The 18,922-nt window shown below is 68.8% G+C and carries 17 protein-coding genes and 1 pseudogene; 8 read left to right on the top strand and 10 right to left on the bottom strand.

The features are described 5' to 3' along the window. Positions 1 to 3: 3 nt before the first annotated feature. From KEG38_RS00770 to KEG38_RS00760, 3 genes and pseudogenes are all read right to left on the bottom strand, one after another. On the bottom strand, positions 4 to 1,518 hold the full coding sequence (locus KEG38_RS00770) for an amino acid permease (protein WP_272417019.1): 1,515 nt from the start codon (positions 1,516 to 1,518) through the stop codon (positions 4 to 6). A 54-nt stretch (positions 1,519 to 1,572) separates the two neighbouring features. Next, the gene (locus tag KEG38_RS00765; RefSeq protein ID WP_272417715.1) at positions 1,573 to 2,058 is read right to left on the bottom strand and encodes a peptide chain release factor-like protein; all 486 of its coding nucleotides are present in this window, start codon (positions 2,056 to 2,058) and stop codon (positions 1,573 to 1,575) included. 9 nt (positions 2,059 to 2,067) lie between these two features. Continuing rightward, positions 2,068 to 2,514, bottom strand: a pseudogene (locus KEG38_RS00760) (PCRF domain-containing protein); the annotation flags it as partial. Here KEG38_RS00760 and KEG38_RS55350 point away from each other — a divergent pair. From KEG38_RS55350 to KEG38_RS00745, 3 genes are all read left to right on the top strand, one after another. Continuing rightward, positions 2,425 to 3,441 carry a 2OG-Fe(II) oxygenase gene (locus KEG38_RS55350; RefSeq protein ID WP_308215617.1) on the top strand — a complete coding sequence of 339 codons (1,017 nt, stop codon included), beginning with the start codon at positions 2,425 to 2,427 and terminating at the stop codon, positions 3,439 to 3,441. The pseudogene KEG38_RS00760 and the gene KEG38_RS55350 sit on opposite strands and share 90 nt — an antisense overlap. Positions 3,442 to 3,568: 127 nt before the next feature. After that, complete coding sequence (locus KEG38_RS00750) at positions 3,569 to 4,633, top strand: hypothetical protein (protein WP_272417018.1); 1,065 nt, start codon at positions 3,569 to 3,571, stop codon at positions 4,631 to 4,633. Between the two features lie 8 nt (positions 4,634 to 4,641). Next, complete coding sequence (locus KEG38_RS00745) at positions 4,642 to 5,760, top strand: hypothetical protein (protein ID WP_272417017.1); 1,119 nt, start codon at positions 4,642 to 4,644, stop codon at positions 5,758 to 5,760. A gap of 31 nt (positions 5,761 to 5,791) precedes the next feature. Here the strand turns inward: KEG38_RS00745 and KEG38_RS00740 are convergent, their stop codons facing one another. Next, on the bottom strand, positions 5,792 to 6,271 hold the full coding sequence (locus KEG38_RS00740; RefSeq protein WP_272417016.1) for a hypothetical protein: 480 nt from the start codon (positions 6,269 to 6,271) through the stop codon (positions 5,792 to 5,794). Positions 6,272 to 6,437: 166 nt separating this feature from the next. Between KEG38_RS00740 and KEG38_RS00735 the strand changes: the two genes are divergently transcribed. Further along, complete coding sequence (locus KEG38_RS00735; RefSeq protein WP_272417015.1) at positions 6,438 to 6,932, top strand: hypothetical protein; 495 nt, start codon at positions 6,438 to 6,440, stop codon at positions 6,930 to 6,932. A gap of 18 nt (positions 6,933 to 6,950) precedes the next feature. On the opposite strand, the gene KEG38_RS00730 is transcribed toward KEG38_RS00735, so the two are convergent. Then, positions 6,951 to 7,427 (bottom strand): hypothetical protein, encoded by a 477-nt coding sequence (locus KEG38_RS00730; RefSeq protein ID WP_272417014.1) that lies wholly within the window; start codon positions 7,425 to 7,427, stop codon positions 6,951 to 6,953. 130 nt (positions 7,428 to 7,557) lie between these two features. On the opposite strand from KEG38_RS00730, the gene KEG38_RS00725 reads away from it, so the two are divergent. Further along, positions 7,558 to 8,295, top strand: a complete 738-nt coding sequence (locus KEG38_RS00725) for a hypothetical protein (protein ID WP_272417013.1) — start codon at positions 7,558 to 7,560, stop codon at positions 8,293 to 8,295. 236 nt (positions 8,296 to 8,531) lie between these two features. Here KEG38_RS00725 and KEG38_RS00720 read toward each other — a convergent pair whose 3' ends face one another. Together KEG38_RS00720 and KEG38_RS00715 are read right to left on the bottom strand one after the other, a co-directional pair. Continuing rightward, positions 8,532 to 9,209 carry an NYN domain-containing protein gene (locus KEG38_RS00720; RefSeq protein ID WP_272417012.1) on the bottom strand — a complete coding sequence of 226 codons (678 nt, stop codon included), beginning with the start codon at positions 9,207 to 9,209 and terminating at the stop codon, positions 8,532 to 8,534. A 155-nt stretch (positions 9,210 to 9,364) separates the two neighbouring features. After that, entirely contained in the window at positions 9,365 to 11,224 is a 1,860-nt protein-coding gene (locus KEG38_RS00715) for a hypothetical protein (RefSeq protein WP_272417011.1), read from the bottom strand. A gap of 92 nt (positions 11,225 to 11,316) precedes the next feature. Between KEG38_RS00715 and KEG38_RS00710 the strand changes: the two genes are divergently transcribed. Next, a complete protein-coding gene (locus tag KEG38_RS00710) occupies positions 11,317 to 14,169 on the top strand; it encodes a penicillin acylase family protein (RefSeq protein WP_272417010.1) in 2,853 nt (950 codons plus the stop codon). Between the two features lie 45 nt (positions 14,170 to 14,214). Continuing rightward, positions 14,215 to 15,294 (top strand): alpha/beta fold hydrolase, encoded by a 1,080-nt coding sequence (locus KEG38_RS00705; RefSeq protein ID WP_272417009.1) that lies wholly within the window; start codon positions 14,215 to 14,217, stop codon positions 15,292 to 15,294. A 21-nt stretch (positions 15,295 to 15,315) separates the two neighbouring features. On the opposite strand, the gene KEG38_RS00700 is transcribed toward KEG38_RS00705, so the two are convergent. Both KEG38_RS00700 and KEG38_RS00695 read right to left on the bottom strand, forming a co-directional pair. Beyond that, entirely contained in the window at positions 15,316 to 15,933 is a 618-nt protein-coding gene (locus tag KEG38_RS00700) for a hypothetical protein (protein ID WP_272417008.1), read from the bottom strand. 126 nt (positions 15,934 to 16,059) lie between these two features. Next, entirely contained in the window at positions 16,060 to 17,601 is a 1,542-nt protein-coding gene (locus tag KEG38_RS00695; RefSeq protein ID WP_272417007.1) for an AMP-binding protein, read from the bottom strand. Positions 17,602 to 17,723: 122 nt separating this feature from the next. On the opposite strand from KEG38_RS00695, the gene KEG38_RS00690 reads away from it, so the two are divergent. After that, the gene (locus KEG38_RS00690; protein WP_272417006.1) at positions 17,724 to 18,500 is read left to right on the top strand and encodes a biopolymer transporter ExbD; all 777 of its coding nucleotides are present in this window, start codon (positions 17,724 to 17,726) and stop codon (positions 18,498 to 18,500) included. Here the strand turns inward: KEG38_RS00690 and KEG38_RS00685 are convergent. Next, positions 18,484 to 18,915 (bottom strand): DUF2085 domain-containing protein, encoded by a 432-nt coding sequence (locus tag KEG38_RS00685; RefSeq protein ID WP_272417005.1) that lies wholly within the window; start codon positions 18,913 to 18,915, stop codon positions 18,484 to 18,486. The genes KEG38_RS00690 and KEG38_RS00685 overlap by 17 nt on opposite strands. Between the last annotated feature and the right edge of the window lie 7 nt (positions 18,916 to 18,922).

Raw genomic sequence — 18,922 nt, 5'->3', positions numbered from 1 at the left:
AATTCAGGCCGGACCGGCGGCCGGCGGCCCCTTGAACACCCGCCGGAGACCACCAAACCACACGAGAATCGTGACGAAAAGCGCGCCGAGCGTGATCGGCAAGGCCTTGTCGTTCGGGGGCGCGACGCCGATGGCGAGAAGGAGCGCGCAGCCGAGCACGCAGATCACCGCGACGAGGCGATACCAGGGGCCGAGCGAAAAGGGCCCCATCGTGGTCCAGGTGCGGCCGTAGGCGAAGAGGCCGAGCGCGATGGGCATGCCGTAGGAGATGTAGAGGAAAATCGTGCAGACCGCGGTGATCGTCGAATACACGGGCGTGTAGATGGTGAACGCCGTGCTCACGGCCGCGACGACCCAGATCGCATGGGCGGGCGTCCTGTGGACGTCGCTCACGCGGCGAAGGGCATACGAAAAGGGAAGGCCGCCGTCGCGGGCGAACGCGTACGTCATGCGCGAGGCGCTGGTGACGGTGGCGAGGCCGCAGAGGTACTGGGCGATGCCGATGCCGACGTAGAGGGCGATCTGCAAAGGACGCGGGAGGATCTCGCCCATCACCCAGAAAAACACGCCCGGGCCTTTCGAGGCGCCGACCTCCACGCTCGGCATGGCGAGGAGGATCGAGGCGACCATCAGGTACCCAAAAACCCCCGAGTAGAGCACGGCGCGCAGAATGGCCCGGGGGACGTTCGTCGCGGCGCCGACGGTCTCCTCGGCGGTATGCGCGGAGGCGTCGAATCCGGTCACGGTGTACGCCGGCATGAGCAGGCCGAGCAAAAAGAGCCAGGTCATGCCGTTCGTCGCGGGCCAGACGTCGCCGCCGGCCGCGCCGCTGAAATTGGTGAAGGTGACGAGCCGCGACGCGTCGAGGCGCGGGGCAAACAGGAGCATCGAGGCCGTGAGGACAATCGCGACGACGAAGATGAGATACCCGCTGAAATCGGTGAGGCGCGTGGTGAGGCGAATGCCGCGGTGATTGAAGAGGGCCTGCGTCGCGGTGATGACGACGATGGCGGCGAGCTGGTGGCCCGGGCCGAGTTTTTCCGGGTCGATGCCGAAGACGGGGCCGAGCGAGCTCGCGATGAAGAGATACGCGCCGACGTTGATCGCGGAGAGGACGGTGACGAGGCCGACGAGGTTGAACCAGGCCGTCGCCCAGCCGAGTCCCTTTCCGCCGAGAATGGAGGCCCAATGATAGAGGCCGCCCGCCGTCGGGAACGCCGAGGCGAGCTGGGCCATCGCGAGCGCGAAGCAAAAGGAGAGCAGGCAGGAGAGCGGCCAGCCGAGGCCAATCGAGGCGCCGCCCGCGGCGGAGAGGCCGAGGTGATAGGAGGTGAGACCGCCGGCGAGGATGCAGATGATCGAAAAGGAGACGGCGAAATTGGAGAATCCGCTCATCCGCCGGAGGAGCTCCTGGGCATAACCCATCCGGTGGAGCTGGCGGACGTCGTCTGCGATGACCTCGGATTCGGCGGTCGGGGTGGGTTCGGTGGGGACGTCACTGCGCGCTGGGTCTTGCATGGGAGGCTCGCCGAGGAGACGTTTCAGCGTAGGCGAGCGCGCGCCGAGGTGGGATCAGTTTTTCGCGGGAAGTTCGAGCAGGGCGTCGAGATCTCCGTCGAGGACACGCTCGACATGGGGGCTGACGACCCCGGTGATTTCGTCACGCACGAGTCGCTGCGGCGCAAAGACATAACTGCGCCGCTGGTGCCCGAATCGAGCGACCGGCCGAGTGCCGCGTCTTGTGGCCGCAGCCTGTTCGCGCCGCTCGAGCTCGAGCTCGACGAGCTTGCTCCGGAGGAGCCGGAGTGCGCTCGCGCGGTTTTGATGCTGGCTGCGCTCCGACCGAGCGACGATGACGATCCCCGTCGGAAGGTGCCGCATCCGGACCGCCGACGCGACCTTGTTGACGTTTTGTCCGCCGGGCCCGCCGGCGCACATCGTCGTCACCTCGATATCGTCATCGCGAATCTCGACGGGAATCGTGTCGTCGATATCGAGCAGGACCTCGACCGCGACGAACGAGGTCTGTCGCCGATCCCCTTTGCCGAAGGGGCTCACGCGCACGAGCCGATGGACGCCGGTCTCGCCCCGGAGAGCGCCATACACACCGGCGCCCGGGATCCGGATCGCGGCGCCATCGATCCCCGCTTCATTTCCTTCCTGCCGGTGGAGCTCCTCGACGAGGAGCCCCCGCCGCGCCGCCCACCGGAGGTACATCCGCAAGAGCATGGCCGCGAAGTCCCTGGCGTCGACGCCGCCCGCGCCCGGTTGAATGGACACGATCGCGCCCATGCACCCCTCCGGTTCGGGGGGCGCGCACGAGCGCTCCGCGTCTCGGAGGTCGACCTCGATGGCTGCGAGATCGGCTTCGGCCGCGGCGAGCGCGTCCGCGTCGCCTTCGTGGAGGGCGAGCAGAACGAACGTATGCGTATCGTCGAGCCCGCGCTCGGCGTGCGTGATCCGATCGTTCAGGGCGCCGAGACGTGCTCGCTCCGCGAGGAGCTCTTCCGCACGTTCGCGGTCGCGCCAGAGGTCGGTTTCGCTGAGAAGGAAGTCGAGTTCGGCGAGGCGCCGGGCCTGCCGGGGGAGGTCAAAGACCGTCGCGGAGCCGGGTCAGGCGTCGACGAAGCTCGGCGAGGCGTTCGAGGATGGGAGAATTCATACGTGATCGTATACACTCGGGCGCTCACGCCGTCAAAGGCGTCCAGGCTGCCCGAGGAGATGTCCATGAAATCCCGAACCCACATCTCCTTCCGCCGAGAGGAGACCTTCCGCGCCGTGCCGCATCGCCTCGACGAGGTCTTGCTCGACGAAGACCGCGCCGTCGCGGTCCGCCGCGAGGACGTCGAGACGGGGGTGTATCTCCTGCACGGCGTGATGTCGCCGAAGGAATGCAAGCGATTGATCACCACGGCGGAGGCGATCGGCTTCACGCACGCGGGGCTCGCCATTGGCAACGACACGTACCGGGTGAACCTCGCGGCCCGCAACAACCTGCGCGTCGTGCTCGACGCAGAGCGGCTCGCCGAGGGGCTCTGGGCGCGCATTCGCGGCCACGTGGACACGGAGCACGAGGCCTCGCCCCTCGTGGGCCTGAACGATCGCTTTCGGGTCTATCGGTACGAGGTCGGGCAACGCTTCTCCCCGCACCTCGACGTGCGCACGGCCGTGCCGCGGGGGGAGACGCGCGCGTCGCTCATGATTTATTTGAACGAAGGGTTCGAGGGCGGCTCGACGCGTTTCTTCGAGGAGAAGGACAAGAAGAGCCGCCGCGGGGAGGGTCGAGGGCGCAAATTCAACAATCGCGTGCGATTCGCGGTGCGTCCGGCCCCGGGGAGCGTCGTCGTGTTCGACCACCTGCTCCTGCACGAGGGCGCCGAGGTCACGGCCGGCGTGAAGTACGCCGTGCGCTCCGATCTCATCTATGCGCCGTCCCGGTGACGGGAGGTAGGCGAGCGCGCTGCTCCTGAATCTCGGTTTCCTCGGACGAACTCCAGCGTGGACGGCGCATACCGCGGGTGACGGTGCTTGCGCCGCACGCCCGCTCTCCCCTACCCTCGGGTTCGTCATGGCCTACCGCGCTGCTGCCCTCGCCGCTGCCCTCCTCGCGCTCGCGCTCCCGCGGGCGGCGGCGGCCGAGCCTGCGCCGAAGATCGCGTTCCGACTGGACTTGCAAGCGCTCCCCGGGCGCGGGTGCCCCACGGCGGAGGAGTTTGGCCTCATCCTCGCGGCAGAGTTCGGGTATCTCCTCGTGCGGGACGACGCCCGGGCGACGTTGCGGATCGAGACGCATCCGAACGGGAACAAGCTCGATGCCGTGATCACGGTGCCGGATCCCGAGAGCAACGGGGAGTGGCGGCGCGTGCTCACCCAGGGGGACTGCCGCGAGCTCCTCTATGACGTCGCGGTGCTCGTGTCCATCGCCTTCGGCCCGCGCGCTTGGCGAGGGTCGGAGCCGCCCCCGTGGCTCGTCGCGCCGGTCGATTTCGAGGTCGGGCGCCCGGTGCTGGATTTCGAGCCGTCGTCCGCCATCGTGAAGCTGCTCCACCCGGTCGAGGAGGAGGCGTACGAGCCCGTGGTCGTGGTCTCGAAGGAGCCGTTGCCGCGTCCGATCGAGGACAAGCCACCGTTCAAGGTCGAGGCCGCCCTGGGCCCGGCCGTGATGCTTCACGGGTTGCCCGGGGTCGCTGTGGGCGGAAACGGCTTACTCGGGCTTCGCTGGCGCCGGTTCGCGGTCGCCGCAGAGCTGCGTGGGTTGATCACGCCCGCCTCGGGGATCGGTGATCATGAACTCCCCGGCCGAGCATCCGTGTGGGCTGCATCGGCACTCCCATGTTATGCGTTCGAGCACATCGACGCTTGCGGGGCAGCGACCTTCAGCCATCTGAGTATCGATGTGGAATCTCCGCTTGCGCTCACCCAGGCGGATGGCTTCTCGGTCGGGTTCGGCGCGCGCATCAACGGAAGGGTGCGCCTGTCAGAGCGCCTTGGCTTGCTTGGTTTCTTCGACCTCAACGTACAGTCGCGGACGTTCGTCCTGAAGCTCGACGCTTCGCGGACCGTGGCTGACTGGCGCTCGCCGCTCTTGCGCTTGGCGGTCGGCGCAGCGGTGGTCATTCATCTGAGTGAATAGGTAATGTCATGAAGAATTTCAAACGTTACATCGGTCTCATTTTCGTCTTCCTGCCGATTGCGCTCCTCTCCGTGGCCTCATGCGGGGAGGGCGTGTTTACCTATATCGAACTCGACGGGGGCGCCGGCGGTGCCTCCCCCGACGCGGGGACGGACGGCGACGAGGAGGAGGGCGGCCCAACCAGCAGCGGGGGGCCCATCGATTGCGATTTCACGTGTCGCGACGACTGCGTCCCCCTCCACCCGGGCGACATGTCTTTCCCCGTCCTCGTGTGGATCGGGCCCAACGACGGCGCCGCGCCCCCCTGCCCCGACAACGCGCCCGTCGAGCAATTCGTGTGGCACGCCGATCTCGTGATCCCCCCGAAGAAATGCGGCCCCTGCACGTGTACCCCCTCGACGGGCACGTGCGCGCTTCCCTCCAGCATCACGGCGCACGCCGCGCCATGCACGCTCGCCGACGGGGCGACCGCGACGCCGGCCGACCCGCCCGCCGGGTGGGACGGCGCCTGCGCCGCAGGAGACGCCCTCCCCGCGGACCTCTCTTGCGGGCCCGAAGGGCCGTGCGTCCAGTCGATCACGGTGGGTCCGCTCGGCATCGCGGCGGAGTCCTGCGAGGCGCTCGACGGGTCCGGCGCGGTGACGGCCCCTGCGCCCGCGCCCTCGTGGGGCCTGGTCGCGCGGGTCTGCGAGGGCAGCGCGTTCGGCGCATGCGCGTCCGACGAGCATTGCGTCCCCACGGCGCCGACCGGGTTTCGCCAGTGCGTCCATCGGGAGGGGCTCCACGACTGCGCGGCCGAGGGGTACACCGAACAATTTACCTTTTATGAAGGCTTCAGCGACGAACGCGATTGCACGGCGTGCTCGTGCGGGGCTCCGCAGGGAAGTTATTGTCATTCCGATATCGCATTTTATTCCGACGCCGCTTGTACCCTGACGCCCCTCATCGCGAGCGCCTGGTCGAAGGGCCCCACGTGCCATGACGTCGTGCCTGCCGGGCGCGCGATCGGGTCGAAGACGGCGCTCTCGCCCGTGTATCAGCCGGGGAGCTGCCAGGCTGCGGGAGGGGAGGTCGTCGGGGAGGTCGCGAAGATCGGACCGCGGACGGTTTGTTGTTACGTGGCTTGATGAGCCGGCGCGGAGCGCGGGCCGGGTCGGGTCATTGCCTGCGATCGGGCGGGAGGTACCACTGGGGCTTATCTTTGAGCGCCGGGCACCTGCGCTCCGTCTCCGCGACAAAGCAATCGCTGTAAGCCTTCCACCCGGCAAGATTCCATGTAGACAGATCAGGCGAAGGTTTGCAGCGGTCGCTTACCTCGAGCGTGATGCTCCAATGGAGCGCGCCCTCTTCATCCTCGCACGGCTTGCACCAGATGGGATCCAGCTCCGTACACGCCACGTGATTCGGGCACCGGGCCATCACGCAGCCGGCCTGGCAGGCTTCCTCTTGTCCCTCGGGCGGCTTCTCGCAGATCTCGCCCCCCGCCTCGCACAGCTCGAACACCGCCGCGAGGTCCTTGTCGCAGGCGTCGGCGCCAAGGGGGTCAGACACAGCCCGGCGCACCTTGAGACCCACGCCCACGGCGACGGCGATCGGCAAGGCGATGGCAACGGCGAAGAGCTTCTTCCGGCGGGTCACGAATCCTTCCTCCGTGCTTGTCGCGGCCAGTCTACACGATCAGCGCCGATGACGCGAGTCCTTCGATCGCGGGCCGGGGTCGCACGCGGCCATTCTCGGGGCACCGATCGAAATTTGTGCCTCCCGGACCCGGTCTTGTACGCTGCCTCCGGCGCGGAGGCTGGGCATGAGAATGCTCGTCGTTGGCTTGTTTTTCGTGTGGTTCGTCGTGCTCGCGCCAGCCTGTTGGGAGCCCGCGTGCAAGAACCCGAAAAAAGGAGCCCCGAACGCCGAGGCGGGCGCCAGGGAGGGGGTTCTCGTCCAGTGCAACGTGGTCCTCACTTGCGCTTTGCAAGGCGCGGGTAACCGTCGACAACCCTTGGTGGGAGCGGAGGACGCGCAGATCATCGACCGCAGAAGCGCCTGGGAGAACGAAGACGCATGCATCCAAAGGGCAAAAGAGCGCGGAATCGGCGTGAAATGCAGCGTCCTCGAGGTTGACCCCAAAGTCATCTGCCTCGACCCCCCTGGGTCGAACGGCTGCGGCTCGAATCCCGGGGACGGCACCGTCATCATCGTCGGGAGCGCGGCCAGCGGCGATTTCAAGAGCGACCCGCAGGGCATGGGCGGAACGAACGACTACGGCGGCGGGGATGACGCGGGCGGCCAGGGCGGGATCTGAACGGCCACGAACGAAACGTCAATCTCTGCGGTCGGGCGGCAAGTGCCACTTCGTACCGATGAGCGCCGGGCACCTCCGCTCCACTTCTCTCGTATGGCAAACGTCGTACTCCTTCCACATGGCAAGATTCCACGTGGCCGGATCAGGTGTCGGAAAGCAGAGTTCGTTCGCCTCGATGACGAGGCGATGAAAGAGCGCCCCCTCTTCATCCTCGCACGGCTTGCACCAGATGGGGTCGAGCTCCGTGCACGCCACCTGATTCGGGCACTTCGCCATCACGCACCCGGCCTGGCAGGCTCCCTCTTGTCCCTCGGGCGGCTTCTCGCAGATCTCCCCGCCTGGCTCGCATAACTCGAACACCGCCGCGAGGTCCTTGTCGCAAGCATCCGCCCCCAGCGTGTCCGACGAGGCACGGCGGACCTTCAGGCCCACGCCCACGGCGACGGCGATCGGCAAGGCGATGGCTGCGGCAAAGAGCTTCTTCCGGCGGGTCATCGGCGGCTCTCTCGTGCTCGTCCCGGCCACTCTACACGATCTGCCCCGCGGACGCGAGCCCACCTTCGTGGCATGGACGGCCCCTTCGCATCCGCTAGCGTCGGCCATCCCCTTTCGAAGGAAGTCCGGAATGGCAGACAGGTCCATCGATCAGGACGAGGTCACAATTTACGGTCCTTATGCCTCGAACAAGATCCGCAAGAAACTCCTCGGTCTGATCCCCGAATACGATCCTGCATTGAACTACGCCGCCGACCAGATCGACGCCCAGACCGCCGCCGTGAAATCGGCCGTGGAGGCCGCGCGCGGCACGGACGCCTCGCGCAGGCAGGGCGTCCGGAGCAAGGCGCCGCTCCTCAAGCAGGCTCGCGCCCTCCTCGGCAAATTCAGCACCCACCTCGGCGCGCACGACAACGGCGTCATCGACCGGAAGGTGTTTTTCACGAAAGACGGCACCGCCGGAAGCGTCGGAAAGGCCGCCGCCGACGTCGTCCTCGCGGTCACCCACATCACGACGAAGCTCGCCGCGCCCGGCTGCCCCGTGCGCGAGGCAGCGCATTGGCACGGTCGATTCGATGCCATGACGAAGTCGCTCGCGCCCGTCGTCGCATTCGCCGACGACGCCCGTATCGACAGGCAATCCCTGACGCCGGAGGTCGAGGCGACGAGGCAGGTCTGGCTCAATGGCTACGTCGCCGCGAAGGCGCTCTGCGAGAGCCTCCTGCGCCACCTCGGCCGCGTCGACCAGCTCCGCCTTTACTTCTACGACCTCCAGGTCCCCGCCGGCACGAAGGTCACCGAGCCCCCGGCCGAGGAGCCGGAAGCGCGTGAGGCCGAGGATACGGACGAGGACACGGGCGACGAGTAACCCGAGCGTCGACAGAGGGGCCGGTCACCACCCCTCCCAAGGCCCCGAGCGTTGCTTGGGCACGTGGGAGGGGCGTCTCCCGACCGATCTGGCGATGCCTGGGGGGCTCGGCCGGCGAGGGACCAGGGCCTCGGGCCAGAGCAGGCCGGCAGGTCGTGTGCCGACCAGGGCCTCGAGCGAGGCTCGGGGGATCGGGCGGGCGGGTGCTCAGTCCCGCGAGCGAGGTCAGGCGCCCGTCACTGCGCGAATTTGCTGGGATTCGGCGAGGTGGATCGAAGCCCGTCGATGTGCTCGTTCAGCGACGGGTGGATGTTATGCCACATGGGATCCAGGACGAAGTCGATGCCCTCGCGACGGGCCAGCTTGGCAGCCGGGACGAAGTCACTATCGCCTGCAACAAGGACGATCTGATCGACGAGCTTTTTGTAGGCCAGCGACGCGATATCGAGGCCGATCTTCATATCGACGCCCTTCTGACGCGCGTCATACGTGAAATCGTCATCCGTGAGCTCCTCGAATCGTATATTCCCTTTGATGAGCTCAGACAGTTTGTCCGACTTGATCCTCCACGACGCCGCGCCGTCGGACAGGTGCCCGAGTCTGAGCGCCACCTTCCGCTGGGTCTTGATCTCCTCGTGTAGAGCGAGGCGAAAGAGAGCCGTCGTCGTCTTCGAGAAATCGATGCCGCGTCGCGAAATCGGAAGGTGCGCCTTCTTCAAAATCGGAGGACAGTCGTAGAAGAAGATCCGGTAGAGGTCGTACGTGGGGCGCCCCTGGCGGTCGTTCAGGTGAAAACACGCCATCTCGTGCATCGTCCGGGCGACAACCTTGGGGTCGGTGGCGTCACGATCCCTGTAGACGTGAGAGAAGCGCTTCAGGAAGAAGCCACCATCGACGAGAATGGCTGTCGGCATGATCGACCCCCAAAAAGAAAAGCCCCCGGGTTCGGCGTCCTCGTTATCGAAGGGAGAACGCGTACCACCGGGGGCGAGATGTTCAGATCCTAGGCCGGTCCGATGAAGGTGTCAACCACCGGTACGGGAGCCTACCCACACCGGCCACCCCGCCCTCAATGCACCCCACCCACGAGCCACGCATACCCGGGGACGAGCACTTCCTCGGGGCTCGCGCCGCCCTGGGTCGCGGGCGCCGTGCCGCGCGCGTCGCACGAGAGGCGGAAGCCGTGGTCGCCGAAGACGAAGAGCAGCGTGCGCGGCGGTGAGCTCTCGACGAAGCGCGAGATCACCTGCGCCGTCTCGTCTGCAATGCTGCCGAGCCGCTCGTCGAAGCCAGGGCCGACGCCACGGAGGCGCGCCTCGACGAGGTCGAGCTTGAAGACTTCCTTGGTGCCGTACCGTTCGCGGCGAATCGTGGAGAGGGCGCGGCCGCGGACGATGTCGGGCTCGGGGCCCGGCTCGGGCAAGGGTTCGCGCAGGCCCTCGGGGCCGCGGCCGAGGAGCGCGACCTGGGCCGGCGTGGTCGTCGGGAGCGCGCTCCAGAGCAAGGTGCGGTCGACGCAGACGGCACGGCCCTGCAACGTGGGCTTGAGGCGCGCCATCACGCGCTCGCCGAGGTCGAAGCGGAGGGCGTCGACGAGGAGCAGGCGCACGGCGCGGGCGTTGTTGAGGCGCGCGATCCGCGCAGCCACGTCGGGCGCGTCGAGGACCATGAGCGGGCGTTTTCCGGTCGCGCGGATGGCCGCAAAGCCCTCGGTGTAGCTGTGCTCGAAGGCGGTGCGGAAGCCGTCGACGACGCGCTGGACGGAGGCGTCGGCGTGGCCACGCGAGAGCGCGCCGATGAGGGGCATGTAGCGGGTCGCGAAGAGCCGATCGATGACGCCCGCAGGCTTGGGACCACGCGCGTTGTCGAGGTCCATCGCGAAGGCGCGCCACTCGGCCGCCGAGAGGACACGCTCGACCGGCGAGGGGTTGACCGGCGGCGAGGGCGGCGCGAGGTCCGCAGGCAAGGGCGGCGGCGGCGGGAGCGTGTCGGCCGCGGGGGCGTTTTTCGCGGCGGGCGCGGCGGCGGCCTCGGGCTCGCGGTCGCGCACGGGCTCGCGGTCACGATCGCGCACGGCATCGAGCGCGGGCGAGGAGGGCGTGCGGGGACGCGGCGCCGGGGCAGCGGGCTCCGCGGGCGGCGTGGCCTCCATCGGCGGCGGCGGGGTCGACTTGAACGCGCGCGGCGCGCCGTCGGCCGCGGGCGTCGGGGTCGCCGTCGGCCGCGGACCCGACTTCAGCCCACGCAGGCGGCCGATCGGCGCGCGTTCGGGCGCGGCATCGGCCTCGGGCGGACCGGATTCGTGGGTGGTGATGGGACGCACGTCGCTCGGCTCTGCCTCGGGCGGCGGCGCGGGCGGCGTGAGGGGCGGACGGGCGACGACGCGCGAGTGCTCGGGGAGGGCGCGGCGCGTGGGCGCGGCGTCGGCGACGAGCTCGTCGAGGCGGACGGGCGCGAGGATCCGCAAGGCCCGGTCGCCCTCGTCGAGGACGAGCGCCACGGGGCCGGCCTGGGCCGCTTCGTTGAAGACCGCGAGCACGGCGCTGTCGGAGGGCCCGAGCGCGGGCGCGTCGCCCGAGGTGTCGGCGAGCGTGGCGAGCGGGGGCAAGGCGAGCGCGAGGCCGAAGGAGCCGAGGCCGCGGGCCCGGACGACCTGATCCCGCAAGGACGCGGCGCCGTCGACGTCGGCGCTGACGGACGGCGGGGGCGCGCCGCGCATGGCGAGGGCGCTCTCGACGGCCTCCTCGACGGCCTGGCGGAGCCGACCGGGCGCGGGGGGCCGCAGGATGCTGGCCACCACGTAGCCGCGGCTGCGCAGCTCCGAGAGGAGCTCGGTCTTGCGGGAAGCGGCGACGAAGAACGCGCCGAACGACGGTCGTACGGGCGGAGAGGGGGAGCCCGACGGCGCGGGGGCCTGCACCAAGCGCATGAGAGGTCCCTTGCCAGAGAGGACGAGAAACGGACGAATTTTCGGCGAGCCGAAGACCCGGCAGGCTAGTCCGGGAAAAGGAGACCTTATCCATGCACGAGCCTCGACGCTTCCCGATCGCCCGTTTTTTCAGCTTCCTCGCCCTGACCTTCGCCGCCGGCTGCTCGGACCCGGCCGAGACGCCGCCGCCGGCGGGGGATCCCTTCGGTCCGATCGGCGATCGTGCCGATCTGCCCGTCACCGAGCGCATCAAGATCGACAACCTCGCCGCGCCCGTGGACGTCGTGCGTGACAAGGACGGGCGGCCGCACATCTTCGCGTCGAGCTTCGAGGACGCGGTGCGCGTGCAGGGCTACCTCGTCGCGCAGGACCGGCACCTGCAGATCGAGTTTTACCGCCGCGTGTCCGAGGGCCGGCTCGCCGAGATCCTCGCCGACGCGGACGCGAGCGTGATCGACAACGACATCGTCTTCCGCAGCCTGGGGCTGCACCGCGTGGCGAAGAAGCAATACGAGGTGCTCGGTCCTGAAGAGAAGGCGCTCGTCGACGCGTTCGCCGACGGCGTGTCCCAGCACTTCCGCGCGCTCCGCAACCGCGAGGCCGGGCTGCCCGCGGCGGCCTTCCTCGTCCCGGTCGATGCGTTCACCGATTTCACGGGCGTCGATGCCCTCGCGATCGCGCGTCTCCAGTCGTACCTGCTCTCGCACTCGGCCGACGGCGAGCTCGCGGACACGATCTCGATCCAGACGATCGGTGCGGCGTTCCCGAAGGACGCGGCCGATCCGCTCGTCGCCCTGCGCAGCGGGATCCTTCGCGAGCTCTATCGCTTCGCGCCTTACGAGCCGGCGACGACGACCACGGGGTATCCGATGGGCCAGGGCGGCGCGAAAGCCCCCGCGCCCTCCCCACTCCTGCCCGACCTCGGCGCGCGGACATCGCGCTACCGCGAGGCCCTGCGCAAGGTGAAGGATCTGTTTGCCCCCGAAGGATTCGGCTCGAACAACTGGGCCGTCACGGCAGGCAGGAGCGACACGGGACACGCGCTGCTCGCGAGTGATCCGCACCTGACGCTCGCCGCGCCCGCGATCTTCTGGCCCGTGGCGATGGAGGTGACGCCGAAGGATCCGTCGGCGCGGGTGAAGGTCTCGGGCCTCGCGTTCCCCGGCATTCCCGGGATCATCCTCGGGCACAACGAGAACATCGCCTGGGGCGCGACGGTCGCCGGCTACGACGTGACCGATCTCTACGCCGAGCAGATCACGCCCGACGGCAAGTCGGTCGTGTTCGAAGGGAAAAACGTCGCGATCGAGACGGTCGACGAGGTGATCCAGATCCAGGCCGGCACGCCGTACACCTACAAAGTCCCGGTCGTGCCGCACCACGGGGCGATCCTGCCGGAGATCCTGCCCGATCACACCGTGGCCCCGCTCGACCCCGCGAAGGGCGCCGTGAGCGTGCGCTGGACCGGCGACGAAGCGACGAACGAGCTCGCGGCGATCCTCGCCCTTTTGAGGTCCAAGAATGTCGACGAGGCCAAGCTCGCGCTCGACGGTTTTCAGGTGGGCGCGCAGAACTGGATGATCGCGGATACACAAGGCAACGTGCTCTGGACCTCGCACGCAAAACTGCCGACGCGAAAGCCGGCGGCCGTCGCGTGGAACCCCGCGACGTTCTCGGGCACGCTGCCATGCCTCGTGCTGCCCGGCGATGGCTCGGCCGAGTGGACGGGCGCGCTGCCGGATCACCTCGTTCCCTGGGAGAAAAACCCCGCCGCTGGCTTCCTCGCGACGGCGAACAACGATCCGATCGGAGACTCGCTCGACAACGATCCCTCGAACGGCACGCTGCCCGACGGGACGCCGATGTACCTCGCGTGCTCATGGGACATCGGCTTCCGCGAAGGTCGCATCAAGGAGCGGCTCGCGGCGCTCGACAAGGCGACGCCCGAGGATCTCGCGAAGATCCAGGGCGACGCGAAATCGGCGCTCGGCTCGCGGCTTGTGCCCGCGATGATCGAGGCGATCGATCGAGCCGAGGCAGAACGAAAGGCGCCCGGGACGCACCCCGATCTCTCGGCCGTGGTGGCCGATCCGGGCTACGACGCGGCGGCGATCCAGAACGTGCACGCGCTGCTCACGGCGTGGGGCACCGAGGCCGGCTACGAGGCGGCGAGCGGCATCGATCCGGACACGAACAAGCCGCTCCCGGCGGAGGGCGATACGGCGATCGAGGTGCGCGCGTCGCAGGCGACGCTCGTGTTCAACACGTGGCTCCTCCGGCTCGTCGAGCGCGTGCTGGGGGACGAGCTCGAGCACGCGGGCAGGCCCTTCGTCCCGCGTGATCAGAAGGCGAAGGCGATCCTCGCAATCACGCGCGACACACCCGCGTCGCTCCCGACGTACGACCCGACGACGAAGGAGAGCGCGCTCTGGGACGACATGGCGACGCCGGAGATCGAGACGAAGCACGAGCGGATCGTGCGCGCGCTCGTCGACGCGCTCGGGACGCTCGCAGCAGATGTCGGGACGGACATCGGCGCCTACCGCTGGGGCGCACGGCACCGCGTTCGTTTCGAGGCGATCCTCCCAATCCTCGGGCAGCTCTCGATCCCGCCGCTCGGCGATCCCGTTTTTCCGGACGGGTTTCCGCGGCACGGGGACAGCTTCTCGGTCGACTCGTCCGACTTCTCCCTCACCGCCCGGCTCGACGTGACGCCTCGCTACGACTACGATTTCGGCCCGACGCAGCGTCTCGTCGTGGACCTCGCTCCGGAAGGTCCGCGGTCGTGGAACGCGCTGCCGGGAGGCGTCGTGTGGGACTCGCAGAGCCCGCACTTCCGCGACCAAGCCGAGCTCTGGCGGAAGAACCAGACGCGGCAGGTCCCCTTTTTGCTTACCGACGTCGTCGCAGCCGCCGCGTCGCGCATCGTCGTGACGGGGAGGTAGGCCAAAGAGCGAACACGTCAAACACGCCAATCCAAGGAGGGCGGGTTGGTCCTGCGCCGCATCCTCACGACCGCTGCTTCCGGGTTCGACAAGACCGTCGGCACGGCGATGCTCGTGCGTGGCGACAAGATCCGCGCCTTCGATCCCTCGGGCCTCGGTCCCGAGGCCCGGATCGAGCTCCTCGACACGATCCGCGGGATCTACGACAAACCCGAGCACTTCGCGGCGCCGAGCTCGTTCTTTGGGGAACCAACGATCCCCAACGTCGAGCTCGCCCGGGTGCGCCTCCTCGGAGGCCTGGATCCCGGCATGGTGCTCGACGCGACGTGGCCGAGCGAGTTCGAGCCGCTCGAAGAGAGCGTGCGCACGGACTACCTCGGCCACACGCTGAACCGCACCGCGATGGCGCGGCTGTTTCTGCACGCTACCCCTCGTCCGGTCGCGATCCTGGTGCACGGCTACCGGTGCGGGGCGTTCACGCTCGAAGAGCGGCTGTGGCCCGTGCCCTGGATCTTCGAGCTCGGCCTCGACGTGGCGATGGCGGTGCTGCCGTTCCACGCATGCCGCGCCCCGAAAGGAACGGCGCTGTTTCCTTCGCCGGACATGCGCTTCACGATCGAGGGGTTTCGCCAGGCCATCATGGACCTCCGCGCGCTCGCGGCGCTCCTCTGCGATCGGGGCGCGCCGTCCGTCGGTGCGATGGGCATGAGCCTCGGCGGCTACACGGCAGGGCTCTGGGCCACGATCGATCCGACCCTCGCGTTCGTGGTGCCGATCGTGCCGTGCGCCTCGATCGCCGATGTGGCGCGCGCGGTGGGGCTGCTCGTCGGCACGCCGGACGAGCAGGCGGCGCAGCACCAGGCGATCGAAGCGACACTACGCGTGGTGAGCCCTCTCGGGCGGCCTTCGGCGCTCCCGCCCGAGCGATTTCTCGTCGTCGGGGCGGCGGGGGATCAGATCACGCCGCTCGATCACGCACGGCGCATGGCCGAGCATTTCCGCGCGCAGCTCGAGACGTTCCACGGCGGACACCTTTTGCAGTTCGGCCGGGCGGATGCGTTCCGCGCGGTGCGGCGCATGCTTGCGCGGATCGGGATCATCGAGACGCGCCACGCCGCGGCGTGACGCGTCCCCCTCAGCCGAGGATCACAGCACGCACGTGTCGACGCCGGCGCCCGTGCAATCGGCGTCCGCCGCGCACTCGCACACGCCCGACGCGGTGTTGCACTTGCCGTAGCCGTTGCAGTCCGCGTCGGCCATACACCCGCCCGTCATCATGGGCTCGGCGCTGCAGTACTTCGCGCCGTTGTCGTCCTCGCCGATGCACTTCGTGTTCATCGGGCAATCGGCGTCCGCCGCGCAGCCCTCAGCGCAGGTCTTGTAGTCGTTGATGGTGAAGCACTTGAAGTCCGGCGCCGCGCCGCCGAACGTACAATCGGCGTCGCCCGTGCATTGCGGAGGGCCGCACACGCCGTCGTCGCAGGTCCAGTTGTTCGGGTAGTTGCCGGGGCAGTTCGGCACGCCCATGGGACAGCAATCCGCAGGCATCGCGCACGACTTGCCGCAGTAACCGCCCATGGCCGCACCGCCACCCGTGCCGCCCATGCCGCCGCCCATGCCGCCGCCCGTGCCGCCCATGCCGCCCATGCCGGCGCTGCCAGCGGATCCGCCGTTGCCGCCCGCGCCATTGCTGGGCTCGTCGCTACACGCGGCAAGACCCATGAAGCCAGCAGAAACCAGGAGAAGAATCGAAAGCATTCGCATGAGAAGTCTCCTTCGAATCCGTGGTCATTCCACGGACGTCAACCATCGACGTAAGTCCCTGACACGAGGGGTCGTCGATAGCAAAATTCTCATGCGTAATGTGATTATGGTTCAGTCCGCGACATATCAAGATTCGGTCCGCGACGTATTTGCGACCGTCCCTTGCAGAATCGCCTTCACCAGATCGGGCTTGACGACTTTTCCGAGCGCATTGCGCGGGAGCGATGTGGTAACAATCACCTCGCGCGGAACCTTGTACGGCGCGATTCGCTCTTTCGCCCAGCCGCGCAGGACCTCCGGCGCGCATTCCGCAGCGCGACCGGGCGCGGCGACGACGACCGCGACGACACGCTCGCCCCACGCCTCGTCGGGCAACCCCACGACCGCGACCTCGGCGACGGCCGCGTTTTCCCGCAACGCCTCCTCGATCTCGAGCGCCGAGAGCTTGTACCCGCCGCTCTTCAGGATGTCGACGCTGGTTCGTCCGAGCAAACGCAGGTAGCCGTCCTCGGCGCGCTCGGCGACGTCGCCGGTGCGAAACCAGCGGCCCTCGGCAAAAGCATCCTGCGTGGCCTGCTCGCGGCCGAGGTATCCCTTGAACACGCTGGGCCCGCGAATCCAGAGCTCGCCGGGGCCACGTTCGAGCTCGTTTCCCGCCTCGTCGACGATACGCGCCTCGACCGAGCGCGGGGGCAAACCCACGGAGCCAGGCCGCCGGCCCAATGGATCGAGAGGGTTCGTCGCGCCAACCCCGATCTCGGTCATGCCGAATCGCTCGAGGGGGATCACGCCCGTGACGGCGCGCCATCGCTCGGCGAGGGTGGCGGGGAGCGCGGCCGATCCACTCGTGGCGAGGCGCAGGCCCCGGGCGCCGCTCGCCCACCGCGCTCGCGTCTGCTCGTCCGCTTGGTCGAACGCCTCGAAGAGCTTCTGGTACATCGTCGGCACGGCCATCCAGACCGTGGGCGGATTCGGCCCGCAAAACGCCTCCCACACGCGCCGCGCGTCGAAGCGCGGGAGCAAACGCGCCGAAGCACCCGCGAGCAGCGTGGTGAGGAGCGAGATGCCGAGGCCGTGCAGGTGATGCAAAGGCAACGCGTGGAGCAGCCGATCGCCCTCGCCGAACGCCCACGCCTCGCGCAGGATCGCCGCCTGCACGTCGACGTTCGCGTGCGTGATCATCGCGCCCTTGGGCTTGCCCGTGGTGCCGCTCGTGTAGAGCAGGAGGGCGACGTCGTCGGCTTCGAGCGGGGCCGCATCGCCCTCGGGCCGCGGGCCGTCGGCGAGCGTCTCCGCGAAGAGGACGCGGCGACCTTCGCAGAGCAACGCGCCCCGCTCGCGCTGATCCTCGGACACGATCACCGCCGCCGCGCGCGCATCCTCGCCGAACCAGGCGAGCTCGGCGGGCGGATAGAGCGGCGAGAGCGGCAGGGCCACGCCGCCCGCGAGGATCGTGCCGAGGAAGGCTTCGAGCCAGAGCGCGCCGGGCGAGACGAGGATGGCCACGGCGCGTCCTTCGAGCGAAGGCGCGCCCTCGGTGAGCGCGAGGCGGACGCGCTGGGCGCGGTCCCAGAGCTCGGCGAAGGTGCGGCTCCGCGCGTCGTCCTCCACGGCGAGCCCATCAGAGTGCTGGAAGCTTGCGAGGCGCGTGACGAAGGGGGAAGGCATAGTGAAATCCGGCTCGTTTCGAGGCCCGAACGGGTGAGGGCGCGCGGAAGCTACCACGCCCCGACGCCCCGAGGACGCCGCTTCCTTTCTCCCGCGCCTTGGGCTTCGGTACACTCCGCGCCATGCACTCCCGCGTCCCTGTCCTCGCCTCGCTCGCGCTGCTCGTCGCGACGACGCTGACCGCCTGCGGCGACGACAAATCCAAGACGGGCGCCGCCCCGACCGCGACCGCCTCCGCTGCGGCCGCGCCCACGGAGCCCGCGCCGCCCCCGAAGCCGAAGACGATGCCCGCGCTGATCGTCGACTCGCTCGGCCCGTACATCGGCCAGATCCGCGTCGACATGAAGCAGGAGAACTGGCCGGAGAAGCTCACGGCGGCGGTGAAGGATCTGCCGATCAACGGGCAGCAGGTCACCGTGATCGCCGAGAAGAAGGCGCGCACGCCGGACGTCGCCGCGGTCGTGGCCGAGCTCGGCCGCGCGGGCGCGCCGACGATCCTGCTCAAGACCGACGGCCGTGACGACGTGCCGAAGGAGCTCTTGGTCACGCCGCCCGACAAGGTGTCGAACCCGCCCGGCTGCTCGGTGACGGTGATGGTGATGAAGGACCTCTCGACCGCGGTGTGGCCGTTCAAGGGCGGGCTCGGCAAGAAGCACCGCAAAGGGTTCGCGGGGCCCGATCTCTCGAACACGGGCGACGCGATCAAGAAGGACCTCGCGCTCTGCGACTCGTCGTTCGCGTTCTTCTCGGCCGACGACACGGTGACCTGGGAGATGGCCTATAACCTCGCGGGCACGCTCAAGGTCGTCGACGAGAAGAGCGACAAGAAGAAGATCGAGACGCTCGTGCTCCTCGGCGAAGCGCCCGTCGCCGGCAGGCCCGTCACGCTGAAGAAGTGAGGCGTTCGGGCCTCGTGAGGTGCTCGCGCGCGATCGCGAGGATCCCGAGCGCGAACACGTGCCCCCAGAGAACTCCCGTCAGAAGCCGCGCAGGATGGTAGAGCGGGCGTAAGCCGAGGTCCTGCGTGACGACGTCGACGAGCATGATCACGCTCGCGACGAACCCGTAGCCGAGGCACGCGCGCACGCTCCAGCGCGGCCGCGGAAACATCCCAGCCGTCACGAACCCCGCGAAGATGCCGGCGCAACGGCTGCAGAGCGGCATCAGCACGCCGGCGAGGACGAGCGTGCGCTCGGGTTTGAGGTGACAAACCGGCGCGAAGAGCAGGTAGAGAAGCTCGCCCGTCTCGCGGCTCGTCACGCGGCGCGCGAAAGGCGCGAGGAACGGCGCTGCGCCGACGAAACAGAGCAGCACGCGAAGG

It is taken from the genome of Polyangium jinanense (assembly GCF_028435265.1).
Classification (GTDB): domain Bacteria; phylum Myxococcota_A; class Polyangia; order Polyangiales; family Polyangiaceae; genus Polyangium; species Polyangium jinanense.
This window is presented reverse-complemented; position numbering and strand designations above follow the sequence as displayed.